This window comes from uncultured Campylobacter sp. (genome assembly GCF_937997535.1).
GTDB lineage: Bacteria > Campylobacterota > Campylobacteria > Campylobacterales > Campylobacteraceae > Campylobacter_B.
Map to the genome: position 1 here is coordinate 46892 of NZ_CALKTT010000075.1, position 17146 is coordinate 64037.

The following is a 17146-nucleotide window of genomic DNA, read 5'->3' on the forward strand; positions in this document are numbered from 1 at the left end:
TATTTAATTAAATCCTAGAAAAACGGCTATAATACGCGCAAATTTCCAAAAATAAAGGTCAAATTTATGAAAAAAACTCTTATTTCTTTAGCGGCGAGCTGCGTTTTTGCGTTTGCGGGCGGGATAGAATTCGATACGCTGAGCGCAAATTTTTCGCAAACCGTGCAGAGCGACGACGCGAAAATCAGCTACGGCGGCGATTTTAGCGCCACGAAAGAGCACGCCGTGTGGCATTATAAGACCCCTACGATAAAAAATATCTTTTTTAGCTTCACAAAGGTCGTCGTAATCGAGCCTGAACTCGAGCAGGCCATCATCACGAATATCAAAGAAACGCCGAATTTAACGGCGATCCTAGCGAACGCAAAGCCAAATAAAAACGGCGTTTATGAGGCGAGCTTCGACGACGTGAAATACCTAATCGAGATGAAAGAAGGTCTGCCGAGCAAGATCAGCTACACGGACAAAATGGACAATAAGGTCGTCATAAATCTAAGCAACGTCCGCAAAAACATGCCGATAAACGAGGCAATCTTCAAGCCCGCAATCCCCAAAAACTACGACATCATCACGCAGTAGGCGCGCGTGAGGCTACTTTTCGTCTGTCACGGTAACATCTGCCGCTCGCCGATGGCGCAGTCCGTGATGCAAAATTTCATTAATCAAAGCGACCTAAGTGCGTGCGTGAGCGTGGACTCTGCGGCGACGCACGCCGACGAGATCGGCTCGCCGCCCTACTATGAGACGCAGCGCGTGCTAAAAGAGCAAAAGGTGCCGCTCGTAGCGCATCGCGCCGTGCAGGTCACGCCCGCGGACTACGAGCGCTACGATCTAATCCTTTGCATGGATGATGAAAATATGCGCTCGCTGGGGCGAATTTTTCGCGGCAAGGATATGGCTAAGGTAAAATTTCTTTTGGAATTTGCAGGGGAAAATTTTACAGACTGCGATGCGCCAAATTTTAAAGGCGCCGCAGCTTGGCCAAATTTCGGCGCTACATCGCAGCAAAACGCTTCAAATTTAAAAGATGCTGGTTCAAATTTGACCGATCCCCAACGCCTACAAATCGCCGACCCCTACTACACGCGCGATTTTGAGCGCTGCTACGCAGATATCAAGCGCGACTGCGAGGGACTCTTGCGATACATTAAAAATTCAGACGGAATTTGCTAAAATCCGCGATTAAATTTTAGCGTCTTTAAAAAGGCGCGGCTTAAAGCGATAATTCAAGGAAAAATATGTTTAGGCTTTTGATCGTTCCATATCTGATAATTGAGGCATTTACGACCTATTATTTCGTAAGCGCAAACGGCTTCGCGGCGTATGCGGTGGAAATCGTCATAAGCGCGATTTTAGGCGGATACGTCGTAGCAAACCGCTCGTGGATGGGCTTTTTCAATCTAATGAAAATCTCGCCGAAGGAAATTTTAAGCGGCGTAGGCTTCGTCGTAGGCGGCGTTTTTCTCATCGCGCCTGGCATTTTCGGCGATATTTTAGGCGTTTGCATAATCACCGCGTCGTTTTACTGCGTCACCAGCGACGTGCCCAAATTTAACGCTAGCAGCGAAAATTCCGAAAAAAGAGAGCGAAAATTTTGGCGACGCAGCCGCGCAAGCGACGACGTAATCGACGTAGAGGTAATCGAAGAGAACGAAATCGAGATTCGAAAAAGCATAGGAGAGAAAAAATGAAAAATTTGATCATCGCTACGCGCGGCAGCGTGCTTGCGCTGTGGCAGAGCAAACATATCGCATCGCTACTTAACGCCCGCGGCATCCAAGCGCAGCTAAAAAGCATGAAAACCAAAGGCGATAAAATTTTGGATACGCCGCTTGCAAAGATCGGTGGCAAGGGGCTTTTTACGAAAGAGCTTGAGGAGAGTATGCTTCGCGGCGAAGCACACATCGCAGTGCATAGCCTAAAGGACGTGCCCGTGGAGTTTCCTCAGGGACTTGTGCTAGCTGCAATCTGCGCGCGCGAGGATGTGCGCGATGCGATGATCAGCGAAAAATACTCTAAATTTGACGAACTACCACACGGCGCAAAAGTCGGCACTACGAGCCTTCGCCGCAAGATGCAGCTGCTTGGCATGCGCCCGGATTTAGAGATAATCTCCTTGCGCGGCAACGTCCAAACCCGCCTGCGAAAGCTCAAAGACGGAGAATTCGACGCGATCATCTTGGCGATGGCGGGCATCAACCGATTAAATTTGCGCGCCGAGGTAAAGCACGTAGCGCCCTTTGAAATCTCGCAGATGATCCCTGCGATGGGGCAAGGAGCGCTCGGCATCGAGGCGGTGGACGAGCCGCAAATTCTACGCGCGATAGAATTTTTAAAAGATGAACGCGCGATCATTGAAACGACTGTGGAGCGGGATTTCGTCAGGGTTTTAGAGGGCGGCTGCCAGGTGCCGATCGGCATCAACGCGCGCCTTGACGGCGAAAATATCCACATCAGCGCGATCGTGGGCCTACCGGACGGCAGCGAGAGCATACGCCAAGACATCGTCGCGCAAAAATCGCAATACCAAGGCGTAGGCGCGGAACTCGCGCGAGTTTTTATCGAAAAGGGCGCAAAGCAGCTTCTCACGCGCGCCGAAGAGATGGCGAGCCTATAAGAAGCCCTAATGCAAAAAGAGCAAATGCCGCTTTTTATCATCAAAGATTATTGGACCAAGATTTATATCGATTTGGGCGTTACTTCGTCCATCGTCATGCTTGTTTTTGAACTCGTCACTAGGGGTATTCACTGGCATTACTGGGTTGGGGTTTGGATTTTAACCTTAATAGGTCTTTTAGGGATAAATAAAAACAAATTTTTAAGCTTCTATCCCGGCAGAATAGAATATAACAAATCCTCTGCAAACTATCAAGAAACGATAGTTACAAAAAAATCTATCGACATAGCGCGTATTGATAAGGTAGCGATTTATAAATTCGTAGATTTTGCGGTAGAAGAATTTAGCTATGATAAAAATATTGGCACCTTTAAAAAGCTTATTTTAACGGCTTTTTCGTGGATATTGTATTTGATGGATTTGATATGCTTTGCCGTTTTACGGCTAAGGGGTAGGATAAAAAGCATAAATTTATATGTCTTAATATTTTTAGACAGCGAAAATGGGGTATTCGTCGGTATCCCGCTTGCGATGTTAAGCGATTTTGAACGAAAAAATTTGGAAAAATATTTAAGAGATGAACTCAAACTAAACCTGGAGGATATCGAGGTTAGAGATAGGCTTTTGAATATAAATTTTATGTAACGCCGCTAGCTTACGTGACGATGTGGAATTTTACGTCGATATGAAATTTCTGAGATTTATTTGGCAAGATGCTAGACAGATCTGAAAGCGGCGAAGTAGCGTATAAATTCTGGAATTTATACGGCGACAATGCGGAAATTTTATGCTGCTTATCGGCGGGTAACTCCGTGGGCTTTTTGCGGGTGCAAGATGAGGCGGATCTGCCTCAAATGAGCCCTAGCGAGTTTATAATGATAGAAAAAATTGCGCCGAATTGGTATCTTTTTAAAACCACATAAAAAGCCGCGCTGCAAGCGTGTTTGAAGCTTCGCGGCGATCTAAATTTAAAAGCAGTACCCGCACCTTAACCATACCGCCGATCAAAAATCGAGCGAATTTTAAATTTAAACAGACGGTCTGCAAATTCCGTCTGCTGCGACTTTTGGGCGAAATTTTAAAATTTTGAAGTCTAAATTTAAACAAAATATCGCCAAAGCGCGCCGCGATAAATTTAAACATAGCGACGAAAGAGGCTTAAACATAGCGCTCAAACGATGCACCTAAAAACGCCGGCCCAGGCTTAAACTGCACAAAGTTCACTCCCGTCGCGTCCAAAACCGCCCGCAAATAAAAATAGAGGCTGTAAAATAGCTCATCGTCGTAAAAGTGCTCCTCCCAGCGCTCCTCGTCATTCTCGTCGCTCTACGGCCACAAATATTTTTCCGCAAGTATATCCGAAAAGCTCGCCAGCGGCGCTACGTGCGAAATCTTATCGGCGTCATCGCAAATCTCAATCATAAACGCAAAAAATCCGCCGAGCCGAGCCGCGATAAAGCCTGCCGCTTCGTTTTCGCCTTTTGCGTTTTCGCGGTTTTCGTTTTTTCCGTTTATGTCCGCTGTGGTGTTTTGATTATTTTTATTCGCGTTTTTACCCGCTGTAGCGCGCGCCTGCATAAAAATGCGCGCCAAAAACAGCAGCGCAAAAGGGGTTGCGTGCCAAAGCGTACTTTGATGCTCTATCTCGTTAAAAATTTTGCTAAGCGCGCCCTGGGCGGCTTTAATATCAAATTTCTCCCGCTCGCTCGCATCCGAGCCCTTATCCGCCGCGCTCGCTTTAAATTTTATTGCCGCGCTATCCGTGCTCTTAAATTCCGCCCTACCCGCTTTAAATTTCGCCGCCTCGCTATCCGCCTTTTTAAATTTAGACTCGCTCTTTTGCGCTAAATTTACGAAATTTTGTGCCGCGCCGCATCTTGCCGCATCCGTAAAATTTTGCCCGCAACCGGGCCCACTTTTTAAATTTTGCTCGTCGCCCGAACCGCGTGCCGCATCACAAACTTCGATTGCCAGCGCGAGTTTCTTAAAAATTTCGAGAAATCCGCTCGCCCTGCCGTAAGCTGTCGTGAGCCTGCTCCACGGCACGTCCTGCGCTTTTAAATTTGCGATATACTTCAAATTTTGCTCATTCATCCACGCTCCTTGCGAATATTTTTAAAATTTAAGCCATGCGAGCCGCTAAAATCTGCGCTCTCGGTTCAAATTTAGCCTCTTTCGCACGCAAATTTAAACCGAGCCCAGGCGCAAATTCTACCTCGTAAGCTCCCTACTTTGCTCGATTAGATCCTCGATCTGTTCGCGCGGCACCGTATCAAGGCAGACGCTGATCCAGTGCTTTTTATTCATATGATAGGCTGCAAAAATTCCCTTTTCGTCACGCAAAATCGCCGCTAAATCGGGCTTTATCTTTAAATTTATCACGTCGCTTGAGCCGGGGAGTGCGCGACCGAACTTTTCATTAGCAAGCCCGCGCATCAAAAGCGCAAACCACTTGCGCTTCCCTCCTGCGTGACGGAAAACCGCAAAATTAGGATATTCATCCCACATATACTCTGCATTCGCGCCGTAGCGCTGCTTCATTAGTTTTAGGACGCTGCTGAAGTTCATTCTCGTTCCTTGATATCGATCTTTTCTTTGCGCAATCGCGCCAGCCACTCATCCAGCGTCTTTTCAAAGCCGATCCCCTTGCTTTCGTAAAATTTTGCCGCCTCGCTCATATAAGCCTGCTCGACCCAGCCGCCGAAGTCGTGCGGGTATTTGTAGTCCGCTATCTGCTTGTCCGAGTTGATGAGATAGCGCGGCGTAGGCAGCGGAGCGGCGGAGCGGACGAACTTCAAAGCGGCGTTGATGCCCAAATACGCGGCGTTTGATTTGGGACTGTGCGCCAGATAGATCGCGCATTGTCCTAAGATAATGCGAGCTTCGGGATAGCCGATCTTGCTGACGGCAGTTAGCGTGCTAGTAGCAATATTTAGGGCGTTTGGATTGGCATTGCCGATGTCCTCGCTAGCTAGGATCACCATCCTGCGCGCGATAAAATCCGCGCTCTCGCCCGCATCTATGAGCCTCGCGACATAATACAGCGCGGCGTCGGCGTCGCTTCCGCGCAGGCTTTTTATCATTGCGCTTGCTAGCTCGTAATGCAGATCGTCGCTGCTAACGCCCGCAGCCACGGCATTTGCGCGCAGCGTGCGAAGCGTATCCAGCGTAATGGCGCTGTCCGCTAAAAGCGCAAATTCCAGCAGATTTAACATACTCCTTGCATCGCCGCTGCTGGAGTTTAGTAGGTATTTTCGCGCCTCCTCGTCCATCTCAAAGCCGATCTCGCCCTGCACCCGCGCCAAAAGCGCCTCCAAATCCTCGTAGCTAAGCGGCTCGAACTCAAAGATCATCGAGCGCGAGCGGATGCCGCTGCTTAGCACGAACTGCGGATTTTCCGTCGTCGCGCCGATGATGATCGCGGCGTAGTTCTCCATCGGGATTAGCAGCACCTCCTGCTGCGTCTTGCTAAGGCGGTGGATCTCGTCGATGAAAATGAGCGGCTTGATGAGTGAGCCGGCGTGCGAGGATAGAATTTTGCGGATATCCTCGACCTTCAGGCTCGTGGCGTCAAGCTCGTAAAAATCATAGTTCAGCTCGCTTGCGATCACACGAGCCATCGTCGTTTTGCCGCTGCCTGCGGCGCCGAAAAATATACTGTGCGGGATGTTGCCTGCGGCGACGAATTTTTTAAAAACCGCTACGATCTTGCCCTGCCCCACGATCTGCTCTAAGCTTTTGGGGCGAAATTTCAAGCTCAAACTCATTTTGCAACCTTAAAAATTTTGCTCCGATGATAGCGTTTTTATGATTAAATTTTGAAATTTGGCTAAATTTAAAAGGCGGTTTGGGTTTTACATACGGCGAGGGTTTGAAATTTATGCACGGTGAGAGCTTGGAATTTACGTCGCACGAGCGAGCTTTAAAATTTTAGACAGGATTTTAAAATTTATGCCGCGTGTGCGGACGGCGATATAAAATTTTGCGGCGTACGGATCGCGCAGATTTGGCGGGCCTAGGCAGCTTTAAATTTAATGCCCTGCGTTTCGCGGTCGCGCCGTCATACATAGCGCGCCCGCAATCAGCGAGGCGCATAAAGATGAAATTTTAAAATTTAGACCGTTTTGGGGCTAAATTTTATCTCGCGACGAGCCGCTAAATTAGCAAATTAATAAACGTAAAATCGACAAAGCAAAAAATCGTTATGCTCACATAAACTCATCGCGCAACCATCGCAATAATCGCCGCGCCCGCGCAGAAATTATCGTATTAATTCTCGCGCCGGCATAGCGCGAAAAATGCAAAATATAATCTCTAATCGTCGCAATAATCCGCGCGATTGCGCAAAACTCATCGCGCCAATTCCGGCACCCGCATAAAATTTAATCTCGCGAAGCTGCGCGCCCGCGTAAAATGCGTAAAAGTTACCGCGCTAACGCCGCACCCACGCAGAACCGCCGACTATTTGAAAAGCTCGGTAGAAAGATACCTCTCGCCGGTATCGCAGAGGATCGTAACGATCACTTTACCCCTGTTTTCGGCCTTGGCGGCGATCTGTGCGGCGGCGGATACGTTCGCACCGCTTGAGATACCCACGAGCAAGCCCTCTTTTTGTGCTAGCTGTCTAGCTGCCGCAAACGCATCGTCGTTCTCAACGCTCAAAAAGCCGTCGATGACGCTTCTATCAAGATTATCAGGGATAAAATTTGCACCAATGCCCTGGATTTTATGGCCGCCCGCACTGCCGCACGTAAGAAGCGGCGAACTAGCAGGCTCCACGCCGTAGGCTTTTAGGTTTGGATTTTTAGATTTTAAAAATTTCGCCGTGCCGCTGAGCGTGCCGCCGGTACCAAATCCCGCGACTAAAATATCTACCTTACCGCCGCTTTGCTCCCAAATTTCAGGTCCAGTGCTTTGAAAATGCGCTTTTGGATTGCTCGGGTTATCAAACTGGCTCGGGATGAAGCTATTTGGAGTGCTCGCCGCTAGCTCATTTGCCCTATCTACCGCGCCCTTCATTCCGAATTTCGGATCGGTCAGCTCGATTTTAGCGCCGAATGCGGCTATGAGCTTTTGGCGCTCGATACTCATCGAGCTTGGCATCGTTAGGATGAGCTTCATACCGAACTTCGCCGCGATCATCGCAAGCCCCACGCCCGTGTTTCCGCTGGTAGGCTCTATCAAAACGCTATTTTTATCGATTTTGCCCGAGCTTAGCGCGTCTTTTACGATCTGCCACGCGATGCGATCTTTGACCGAGTGGCTCGGATTTAAAAATTCCGCCTTGGCTAGGATGAGGGCATTTTTGCCAAACGTATTGATTCTGACTAACGGAGTATTGCCGATGAGCTCCGTAACATCGTTTGCTATTTTCATATTTTTCCTTTAAATGCTGAAATTTAAATACTGGACGCTTCGCGCCATCATCTCCTCGTAGCTGCTTAGAGGCTCGTTAAATATCTCTGCCAGCTTAACGTCAAATTTCTCAAAAAACGCCCGCAGTCCAGGATCGTTCATCTGAATGCTAGTCATCCGCAGATCCTTTTCAAGAGCGGTAAAAATTTCACCAAAAGTTATCTCGCTAGCATCTCTGGCTAGGTGATAACCGCCGTTTTTACCTTTGATGCTACACACTAGCTTTTCGTTTCTAAGGGTATTTAGAATTTGCTCCAAATAATTCTTAGAAACTCCCGTACGCTCGGCGATCTCTTTTATACTTATCGGCGCTACTTCGCTAGCTTTGGCGATCTGCAAAATCGCAGCCAGCCCATAAACGCCCTTTGTGCTTAAAAGTGCCATTATTTCAGTGCCTCACTAAGATCGGAAATCAAATCATTCGCGTCCTCTATACCCACGCTTAGGCGGATTAAGCTCGCAGGCACGCCAGCGCGGTTTAGCTGCTCCTCGTTTAGCTGCGAATGCGTCGTGCTCGCAGGATGAGTGATGATCGACTTCGTATCGCCGATATTTGCTACGACGGAGAAAATTTTAACCTTGCTAACCGCCTTTAGCGCTGTTTCTTCGCTATCTACGATGAAGCTCATCAGACTGCTTGCATAGCCGTTTTTAAATTTAGCTTTGATTGCGGCATTAAACGGCGAGCTTGCAAGCCCCGGATAATTGACCTGCTTTACCTTCGGATGATTTTGCAAAAATTCTGCTATCTTTAGCGCGTTTTGCGAGTGTTTTTGCATGCGAAGCGGCAGTGTTTCAAGCCCCTGGATGAGCTGAAACGCGTTAAACGGCGATAGCGTCGCACCAATATCGCGAAGCAGGGACAAGCGAATCCTAAGCGTATAAATGTCGAAATTATCTACTAAATCCGCATAAACTAAGCCGTGATAGCTCTCATCAGGCTCGTTGAAATGTGCGTAACGCGGATTGCCTTTGAGTTTGGAATTTAATCCTTTGCCCGCAACGATCGCGCCTGCGATGCTAAGACCTTGTCCGCTTATATATTTGCTAGCGCTGTGGATTACGACATCGGCACCGTCATCAAGCGGATTGTAAAGCGCAGGGCTTGGGATCGTGTTATCCGCAATCGTTACTACGCCGTGCTTATTTGCGATTGTAGCGATTTTAGCGGTATTTGCAACCGAAATTTGAGGATTTGAAAGCGTCTCGAAAAAGATCGCTCTAGTCTTATCGTCGATTAAACCTTCCAAATTATCTGCCGTTTCGGAGTCAAAAACCCTAGCTTCGATGCCGAAACGCTTGATCGTATGCGCCAAAAGCGTAGTTGCGCCACCGTAAATTTTCTCGGCAATGATGATATTTTCGCCCGCCGCGGCTAAATTTGCCACCGCAAAAAATATCGCCGCCTGCCCGCTAGAGACCGCGATTGCGGCTTTGCCATTTTCCAGCGCCGCAAGTCGCGCCTCAAAAACATCAGTAGTAGGATTTGTCAAACGCCCATAAATCGGCCCTAGATCACGCAGCGCGAAGCGATCGGCGGCCTTTTTGCTAGAACCGAAGTTAAACGCGGTGCTTTGATAAATGGGAACTGCCATCGTGCCGTAGCCGGCGATAGAATCGTAACCGAAGTGAGTTGCGAGGGTTTCTTTTTGCATTTTCGTCCTTTGTAAAAAATTTGACGAATAATAGCTAAATTTTAAAATAAGGTCAAGTATTTTTATATGATTTTAAAATGCCTATAATACAGGATTTATAGAAAAAATATTATTAAAATATAGTTTTACAATATGCGTAATTTTGCCAAAATTTCGAATTTTGCTATAATGCGCGCTTTAATTAAGGAAAGGTCATGCAAATCAAAGAAAAAGATGAGCGCGTTAAATATATCCGCGCGTTAGAACGCTTCGTAAAATCCGCCGTAGCACTGCTAAAGCGCGAGGATTTCGACGCAGAGCTTTTTGCGAAGCGAATAGCTAAAAACTACGAAATTTTATCTAAAGCGGTCGCCGTAAATTTAGATAGTCCCTACACTAAGGCGCTTGAGAGCTTTGCTAAAAACGTCCTTGGTGCTAGCGAGGCAGGACAGATCAGCGATGCTGTGTTTAGATCAGCGCTACAGCATGAAGCAAACGCTCTGCAAAAGCTCAAAAATAATAAGTGTTACAAAAAAGATAAGCACAAAATCGATTTTTTAAAGGATTATTAGATGAAAACCGTGATTTTTGATATGGATGGCACGCTGCTTGACTCCTCGCGCGCGATCGAAATCAGCGTCAACAACACTCGCCGCGAGCTCTATGGCTTAGCGCCACTGCAAAAGAATTTCATCGTCCACACCATCAACGATCCTAGCAAAAACGCCTTTTTAGAATTTTACGGCAAAACCGAAGCGAGCGCCGAAGAGCTTGCGTTTTTTGAAAAAGAATTCGTAAGCAATTACCGCGATTTTGCCGTGCTTTACGAGGGTATCGAAGATCTTTTGCACTCGTGCAAAAAAGCAGGATTTTTTCTCGCAGTCGCCTCCAATGCGCCTTCCTATACCCTAAGCGCGATCTTAGAAAAGACGGGGGTGCGCAGGCTATTTGATCTGGTCGTAGGCGCGAACGAGCAGATGCCATCAAAGCCCAACCCTGCGATGCTGCTACACGTAATCGCACGCTCACCGCACAAAAACGCGATTTTTTTAGGCGATAGCAAAAAGGATGAGTTAGCCGCGATCCGTGGCGCAGAATTTTTACAAAATTTAGAATTTCAAGGCGGCAATGACGATGGGAGCTTAAATGCTAGCCGCGATACGAGTAGAAAGAATTTCAGCGCTAGTAGCGGAAGCTTAAGCTCTTGCGGCGAAAATCTTAACGCAGATGAAAAATTCCGCCCTAACGACACAGATGCTGACGGAGCGGCAACGCTAAGCTTTAAAGGCGCCAAAATTTCCGCAAAAGCAGAAACGACGGAAAGCGCACAAGCTGCAGTAGCGCGATGTTTTCAGGCAAACTTGGCAGATCTAAGAGGCGCAAAACTTGAGTATTTGCAGGTATGCTGGGGGTTTGGCGAGCCTAGCAAACTAAGCCGCAATGCCCTAAGCATCACGCAAGCGCGCAAAATCATCGGCGGAATTTAAAGTAGCCTGGCTTTTGAGACATAGCTAATTAAAAGTAGTATTGTAGCAGGGTAAAATCACGCTTAACTCTTAAAACGGAACAAATTCCGTCCTCGTGCGCAACGTAAGCGAGGTTAAATTTAAAAATAATCCTTGCGCAGAAAATTCCCGCTAGCACAAAAATAGAAATTTCATTTACAAGAGTAAATTTAAAATTTTAAAAGTAGCTCTTGTAGTGCGCGATTTTATCTGCGTGAAAAATGAAATTCTATCTGTAAAAGGTGGCGAAATTTTAAAATTTAAAGACGCCCTCTCGCGGCTTAATTTAAAATTTGCCTCAAAAACCAGACTTAAAATTTAATGCTAAACGCGATTTTGGAATTTTACTGCGTCCATGAAATTTCAAATTCTCGCAAAGCGGCGGCTTTTTAAAATTTTAAAAAGCCTGATCTGTGTTATGCACACGATTAGATTTTGTGAGAATAGAATTTATCCGCCGTGCAGAAATCAAAATTTTACCGCACAAGCAAAGCGAAAATCCTCTCCGCCTGCGCAAAATCCAAAAATTTTATCGCTCAAACAAAGCGGAATTCTATCCATTCAAGCGAAATCTAAAATTTTACTCGCGCCACGGAATTTTAAAATTTCCGCAAAAATCAAGCCGCTTATCTATAAATGTAAAATTCCGCCTATCTGCAAAGCTTCGCGTTTAATCTGCCACGCGACCAAGATTAAATTTTTAAATTCCGCTCGCTCTACCTATCTCGCAAACAAGTAAAATTTTAAAATTTATAGATTCAAAGCCCAAAATCCCGCGCTTAAGCTTAAAATTTACCGCACGCAAGTGCAAAATCTGCGTAATTACTCATGTTTAAAAGCCCCCGATAGTTTGCCGCGCCCTAACCTAAATTAAATTTTACATTTGCTATAATCGCGAAATTTTAAGGAAGGTAAATGGATATTTTTGAAGGCAGCCCAAGAGAGAAATTTTTTGAAATTTTATCCGCTGCAAGCCCTACTTTAGTGCAAAACGAAATTGAAGAAGCTCTAATCCGCCTAATCGCCTGTGAGCGGCTCTGCGAAGCGCGCGGCATTAGCGAGCGCGAGATCGAAAACTTCATCGCGCAGCAGGATCTACAAGACGAGCTAAACGACAAATTTTTGCAAATAAGCGGAAATATCCTAAGTAACGACGAGTAAAATGCTAGATCAAATTGATTTAATTATGAAAAGCTTCATCGCAGACTGCGGCTACGAGCCCGCTAATGAGATGTTTGCGAAACTTAGCTCAGGCAAAAAACTGCGCTCCAAGCTACTGCTAAACATCGCGCAAAAGGATGAAAAATCGTTGCGTCTATGCGCGATCATCGAGCTAATCCAAGCTGCGAGCCTGCTGCACGACGACGTCATCGACGAAAGCTCGGTGCGCCGCGGCAAGCCCTCGATCAACGCCACTTACGGCTCCAAAAACGCCGTGATGTTGGGCGACATACTCTATTCCAAGGCATACTTCGAGCTTAGCAAATTTGAAAGCCGCATCGCCGCCGCGCTTTCGGGCGCCGTCACGAAGCTGGCCGTGGGCGAGCTGATGGATGTGAGCTTAAGCAATGATTTCAACGACGATGCGAGCAAATATCTGCAGATGATCTATCTAAAAACCTCCGCTTTGATCGAAGAAGTCGCGCGCTGCGGGGCGTTTTTAAAATTCGGCAGCGCAGAAAATCTCGGCGAAATTTCAGATATGAGCGGCACAAAAAACGAAGTAGAAATTTCAAATGCCGCGAAAGATCATAATAAAATTTCAAGCGCGAGCGTAAAATTCGGTGAATACGGCAAAAACCTTGGGCTTGCGTTTCAGATCATCGACGACATCTTAGACGTGACGCAAAGCTCAGAAGCGCTCGGTAAGCCGAGCCTGAGCGATTTTGCGGAGGGCAAAACCACCCTGCCCTACATCTATTTATATGAAAATTTAGATGATGCACAGCGGCAAAAGCTAAAATCGTTTTTTAAAAAGCAGCTCTGCCAGAGCGAAATTTCATGGATCAAGGCAAAATTTAGCGAGCACGGCATTATCGAGCGCTGTATAAACGAAGCTCGCGCCTACGGACAAAAGGCGCTTGAAGCCGTGGCGGAATTTAAAAACGATAAGTTAGAGCAGATCGTGCGAGATATGATAGATAGGGAGTTTTGATGGCGTATATGAGCGTGAGCTTCACCCACAAAAACACGGACATCACGGTGCGCGAGAAACTTTCTTTTTCAAACGACGTGCGCAAGAAAGAAATTTTGCGCCTTTTGGCTTCAAACTCCGCGATAGAGGAGTGTTTGGTGCTTAGCACCTGCAACCGCGTAGAAATTTTTACCGTCGTAAGCGACTTTGATGAAGCGCAGAAATTTGTGCTTTTGGCACTCTCGCGCATTAGCGGCGTGAGCTACGACGAGCTAGCCGAGCGTGCCGATATTTACGAAGATTACGGCGCGATACACCACCTTTTCGCCGTCGCAGCCTCTCTTGACAGCCTCGTAGTGGGCGAAACGCAGATCGTAGGCCAGCTCAAAGACGCCTATAAATTCGCAATGCAAAACGCTCGCGCCGGCGCTCAAATCGCAAAAGCCATAGATGAAGCGCTAAAGTGCGCGGCGCGTATCCGCAATCAAACCGAAATTTCAAAAAACCCAATCTCGGTCTCAAGCGTCGCCGTAGCGATGGCAAAGGACAGACTGGGCTCCTTGCAGGGCGCGGACGCCGTGGTAGTGGGCGCGGGAGAGATGAGCGAGCTAGCGTGCAAACACCTGCTCGCAAACGGCGTGAATATCACGATCTTAAATCGAAATTTAGTCGGCGCGCAGAGGCTAGCCGCCTCGTTGCTTGGCGAGAATTCCTTGGATGCGAAAGATTGCGCGGATGAAAATCCCGGCGCAGGAAATAACTCAGACGACTTGAATTCCGGAAATGTCGCGAATTTCGCGGGCGAAAATGTCGCGCAAAAACAAAATTCCAAAGACGGCGTAAATTTTAATAAAGAGACTTTTACAGACAGCAATGAATCTCGCATAGCAGGCGAAAATCCAAAGGACGATAAAAATTCCACCGCCTGCGCAAATTCCTCCGCGCAGGTACAATCCCATATTAAAATCGATAGCCTTGATAATCTCAAAAAATATCTAAACGTAAATAGCCTATTTTTCAGCGCCACCGGTTCGCAAGAGCCGATCATTACCGATAGCTTGCTCGAGCCCAAAAGCTTTAAACGATATTTTTTCGATATCGCCGTGCCGCGCGACGTAGAGCTCACCCAAAGCGAGGACGTCGAGGTTTATAGCGTCGATGATCTGGAGGAGATCGTAAAGAAAAATTTGCTGCTTCGCGAGGAGCAGGCGCAGATCGCTTACTCGATCGTGGCAAAATGCACAAACGAGTTTTTCAAATGGCTCAAGGCGGCTGCATCCACGCCGATCATCAAGGCTTTGCGCCAAAGCGCGAAGCAAGTAGCCGAGCTGGAGCTAGCCAAGGCGCTTAAAAAGGGCTATCTAAAGCACAGCGATGCAGAGGAGGCGCGCAAGCTGATCCATCAGGTTTTTAAAGCGTTTCTGCACGCTCCGACGGTAAATTTAAAAAACCTCGGCGAAGCGGACGATGCTGACGGCACGGTAAACGCGCTGGTCGAAATTTTTGAACTGCAAGAAAACTACGAAAAATTTTTAAATCAAGAAAACGAGAAAAAGGACAGACAGAATGAAATTTAGCAAGCTTTTCGCTCCGAGCCTAAAAGAGGCCCCTAGAGACGCGGTACTACCTAGCCACGCGCTTTTGATCCGCGCGGGATTTATCGAGCAGCTGGGCAGCGGGCTTTATAATTTTTTGCCGCTAGGAAAGATAGTGCTAGAGCGGATCTGCGCCGTCATCAGGCAGGAGATGGACGCTGCGGGCGCGCAGGAGGTCTCTTTTAGCGTCGTGACGTCCGCAGATGCGTGGAAAAAAAGCGGCCGCTACGCCAAATACGGCAAAGAGCTGTTGCGCTTCAAAGACCGCAAGGATAACGACTTCGTGCTAAGCCCAACTAACGAGGAAGCGGCGGTTTTGATGGTAGCGGATAAGATCACGAGCTACAAGCAGCTGCCGCTAAATATCTATCAGATCAATACGAAATTCCGCGACGAGGCGCGCCCTCGCTTCGGGCTTCTGCGCGGACGCGAGTTTACGATGAAGGACGCTTATAGCTTCCACGCAGACGCTGCGGATATGAAGCGCGAGTTTGAGGTGATGAGGCAGGCGTACTCGCGGATTTTTACGCGACTAGGGTTAAATTTTCGCGCGGTCGATGCGGACAGCGGCGCGATCGGCGGCAGCGGCAGCAAGGAGTTTATGGTGCTAGCGGACAACGGCGAGGACGATATCGTCGTGTGCAAGCGCTGCGACTACGCCGCAAATATCGAGGCTGCGCGCCGCGCGCCCAAAACCACGAACGCCGCCGCGCCCGAAACCGACGGCATGATGAAATTTAAAACGCCCGCGATGAAAACGATCGACGCGGTGGCGGAATTTTTTAAAGTGGATAAATTCTACACCATCAAAGCGGTGATCAAAAAAGCGCTATATGAGGATCGCAGCGAGATCGTAGCGTTTTTTATCCGCGGCTGCGACGAGCTGCAAGAGACCAAGGCGCAAAATGCCTGCGGTGCGCTTGAGCTAGTCGATGCTAGCGAAGATGAAATCGCGCGAGCTGGCTTTACGGCAGGCTTTTGCGGACCTTTCGGGCTCGGCGAGGGAGTGAAATTTTACATTGACGCCGAGCTGAAAGGAGCGCGCGAGATAATCGCGGGCGCAAACGAGCCGGATTACCACTACGTGGGCGCTAGCGTGATAAATTTTAACGAATCGCGCTTTGCGGATCTCGCGGCCGTGGGCGCAGGCGACGCATGTCCGTGCTGCGGCGGCGAGCTTAGCATCACAAAAGGCATCGAAGTGGGCCATATCTTTCAGCTCGGCACGCGCTATTCCGAGCCGATGGGGGCGCGATTTTTGGATGCAAACGGCAAGGCTCGTGCGTTTTACATGGGCTGCTACGGCATCGGCGCAAGCCGCCTCATAGCCGTGGCGATCGAAAGCAGCCACGATGAGCGAGGCTGCGTGTGGCCGCGCGAGCTGGCGCCTTTCGAGCTTGAGATCATTATCTCAAATCACAAAGACGCGGCTGCGGTAGAATTTGCCGAGAAACTATATGAGCAGTGCCGTGCGCGCGGAGTTCGCGTGCTACTCGACGATCGCGCGGAGCGCTTCGGCGTGAAGATGAACGACTTCGAGCTGATGGGCTTTCCGTACGCGGTGCTCGCGGGTAAGGCCCTAACTGAGGGAAACGTCGAGTTCATCACTCGCGCAGGCCTAAAGCGGCAGAGCGTAAGCGCGGATGAAATTTTAAAGCTTATCGAGAAGAAATTAATCGAGAAAAATTAAGAAGCGCGTAAAAATTTAGCCCTAAATCTGGGCTAAATTTTGCCGCTATATTTTGAAATTTGCGAGCTGATTTTGCGGCTACGGCGGATTTATTTTGCTGGCTCTATCCTGATCTCTGCGTCTTTTGCGACCAAGCTCACATCGCCATCTATCACGCCTAGACGTACGATGCCCTCGTAGTAGGGCTGATAGCCGTAGTAGATGACGAAGTTATTCCACGGAGCAAAGTACGAGATCTCGCCTTTTTTGCCATCGCGTCCTTTTGGCTCGCCGCTTACGTCAAGCGGTTTTGGCAGTTTGGCGACCTTTTCGTGTCCGGCGTAGTCGCTTAAATTTAGCGTTAGCGGTAGCTGTGCGGCAAAGCTCCTAGCCGCTGCCGTATCATCTAAGACAGCAGTGACTTCGCCGCTAGAGCTTTTTAGAACTATCTTTAAATTACGCATTTTCTCCCCAGCTACTAAATTTAGCCCTGCAAAAAGCATAAAGATGGCTAAAATTTTTCTCATTTTTACCTTCCTTATCTCTCGAATTTACCCCTGCAAAGCGCAGGGGGGCT

At 48.1% G+C, this 17146-nt stretch carries 21 protein-coding genes; 13 read left to right on the forward strand and 8 right to left on the reverse strand.

What is annotated here, in order from left to right:
• Positions 1–66: 66 nt before the first annotated feature.
• The 6 genes from lolA (at position 67) to Q0117_RS07090 (ending at position 3540) form a co-directional block, all read left to right on the forward strand.
• A complete protein-coding gene (gene lolA, locus Q0117_RS07065; RefSeq protein WP_297924074.1) occupies positions 67–579 on the forward strand; it encodes a LolA-like outer membrane lipoprotein chaperone in 513 nt (170 codons plus the stop codon).
• Between the two features lie 6 nt (positions 580–585).
• A complete protein-coding gene (locus Q0117_RS07070; RefSeq protein WP_297924076.1) occupies positions 586–1173 on the forward strand; it encodes a low molecular weight protein-tyrosine-phosphatase in 588 nt (195 codons plus the stop codon).
• A gap of 65 nt (positions 1174–1238) precedes the next feature.
• A complete protein-coding gene (locus Q0117_RS07075; protein WP_297924078.1) occupies positions 1239–1691 on the forward strand; it encodes an FxsA family protein in 453 nt (150 codons plus the stop codon).
• The gene (hemC, locus tag Q0117_RS07080; RefSeq protein ID WP_297924080.1) at positions 1688–2617 is read left to right on the forward strand and encodes a hydroxymethylbilane synthase; all 930 of its coding nucleotides are present in this window, start codon (positions 1688–1690) and stop codon (positions 2615–2617) included. The genes Q0117_RS07075 and hemC overlap by 4 nt, the downstream gene beginning before the upstream one ends.
• A 9-nt stretch (positions 2618–2626) precedes the next feature.
• Positions 2627–3262, forward strand: a complete 636-nt coding sequence (locus Q0117_RS07085; RefSeq protein WP_297924082.1) for a hypothetical protein — start codon at positions 2627–2629, stop codon at positions 3260–3262.
• 68 nt (positions 3263–3330) lie between these two features.
• A complete protein-coding gene (locus Q0117_RS07090) occupies positions 3331–3540 on the forward strand; it encodes a hypothetical protein (RefSeq protein ID WP_297924086.1) in 210 nt (69 codons plus the stop codon).
• Here the strand turns inward: Q0117_RS07090 and Q0117_RS07095 are convergent.
• The 7 genes from Q0117_RS07095 to Q0117_RS07125 form a co-directional block, all read right to left on the reverse strand.
• Positions 3527–3760 carry a hypothetical protein gene (locus Q0117_RS07095; protein ID WP_297924088.1) on the reverse strand — a complete coding sequence of 78 codons (234 nt, stop codon included), beginning with the start codon at positions 3758–3760 and terminating at the stop codon, positions 3527–3529. The two genes, Q0117_RS07090 and Q0117_RS07095, sit on opposite strands and share 14 nt — an antisense overlap.
• A 183-nt stretch (positions 3761–3943) precedes the next feature.
• On the reverse strand, positions 3944–4711 hold the full coding sequence (locus Q0117_RS07100; RefSeq protein ID WP_297924090.1) for a hypothetical protein: 768 nt from the start codon (positions 4709–4711) through the stop codon (positions 3944–3946).
• 117 nt (positions 4712–4828) lie between these two features.
• Entirely contained in the window at positions 4829–5185 is a 357-nt protein-coding gene (locus Q0117_RS07105) for an MmcQ/YjbR family DNA-binding protein (RefSeq protein WP_297924093.1), read from the reverse strand.
• The gene (locus Q0117_RS07110) at positions 5182–6384 is read right to left on the reverse strand and encodes a replication-associated recombination protein A (protein WP_297924095.1); all 1203 of its coding nucleotides are present in this window, start codon (positions 6382–6384) and stop codon (positions 5182–5184) included. Before Q0117_RS07110 ends, Q0117_RS07105 begins: the two co-directional genes overlap by 4 nt.
• Positions 6385–7078: 694 nt before the next feature.
• Positions 7079–7993 carry a cysteine synthase A gene (cysK, locus tag Q0117_RS07115; RefSeq protein WP_297924097.1) on the reverse strand — a complete coding sequence of 305 codons (915 nt, stop codon included), beginning with the start codon at positions 7991–7993 and terminating at the stop codon, positions 7079–7081.
• A 9-nt stretch (positions 7994–8002) separates the two neighbouring features.
• Complete coding sequence (locus tag Q0117_RS07120) at positions 8003–8416, reverse strand: Rrf2 family transcriptional regulator (RefSeq protein WP_297924100.1); 414 nt, start codon at positions 8414–8416, stop codon at positions 8003–8005.
• Positions 8416–9687, reverse strand: a complete 1272-nt coding sequence (locus tag Q0117_RS07125; protein ID WP_297924102.1) for an aminotransferase class I/II-fold pyridoxal phosphate-dependent enzyme — start codon at positions 9685–9687, stop codon at positions 8416–8418. The genes Q0117_RS07120 and Q0117_RS07125 overlap by 1 nt, the downstream gene beginning before the upstream one ends.
• A 194-nt stretch (positions 9688–9881) precedes the next feature.
• Here Q0117_RS07125 and Q0117_RS07130 point away from each other — a divergent pair, with 194 nt between their 5' ends.
• From Q0117_RS07130 to Q0117_RS07160, 7 genes are all read left to right on the forward strand, one after another.
• Positions 9882–10238 carry a hypothetical protein gene (locus Q0117_RS07130; protein ID WP_297924104.1) on the forward strand — a complete coding sequence of 119 codons (357 nt, stop codon included), beginning with the start codon at positions 9882–9884 and terminating at the stop codon, positions 10236–10238.
• Positions 10239–11153 carry an HAD family hydrolase gene (locus Q0117_RS07135; RefSeq protein WP_297924106.1) on the forward strand — a complete coding sequence of 305 codons (915 nt, stop codon included), beginning with the start codon at positions 10239–10241 and terminating at the stop codon, positions 11151–11153. It begins immediately after the preceding gene.
• A gap of 373 nt (positions 11154–11526) precedes the next feature.
• Positions 11527–11910, forward strand: coding sequence for a hypothetical protein (locus tag Q0117_RS07140; RefSeq protein WP_297924108.1), 384 nt, complete (start codon positions 11527–11529; stop codon positions 11908–11910).
• Between the two features lie 176 nt (positions 11911–12086).
• Positions 12087–12332, forward strand: a complete 246-nt coding sequence (locus tag Q0117_RS07145) for a DUF2018 family protein (protein ID WP_297924110.1) — start codon at positions 12087–12089, stop codon at positions 12330–12332.
• Between the two features lies 1 nt (position 12333).
• The gene (locus Q0117_RS07150; RefSeq protein ID WP_297924112.1) at positions 12334–13326 is read left to right on the forward strand and encodes a polyprenyl synthetase family protein; all 993 of its coding nucleotides are present in this window, start codon (positions 12334–12336) and stop codon (positions 13324–13326) included.
• Positions 13326–14882: a glutamyl-tRNA reductase gene (gene hemA, locus Q0117_RS07155; protein WP_297924115.1), complete on the forward strand. Its 1557-nt coding sequence runs from the start codon at positions 13326–13328 to the stop codon at positions 14880–14882. The genes Q0117_RS07150 and hemA overlap by 1 nt, the downstream gene beginning before the upstream one ends.
• Positions 14872–16590 carry a proline--tRNA ligase gene (locus tag Q0117_RS07160; RefSeq protein WP_297924117.1) on the forward strand — a complete coding sequence of 573 codons (1719 nt, stop codon included), beginning with the start codon at positions 14872–14874 and terminating at the stop codon, positions 16588–16590. Before hemA ends, Q0117_RS07160 begins: the two co-directional genes overlap by 11 nt.
• Before the next feature lie 89 nt (positions 16591–16679).
• On the opposite strand, the gene Q0117_RS07165 is transcribed toward Q0117_RS07160, so the two are convergent.
• The gene (locus Q0117_RS07165; RefSeq protein WP_297924119.1) at positions 16680–17096 is read right to left on the reverse strand and encodes a cyclophilin-like fold protein; all 417 of its coding nucleotides are present in this window, start codon (positions 17094–17096) and stop codon (positions 16680–16682) included.
• Positions 17097–17146: the final 50 nt, after the last annotated feature.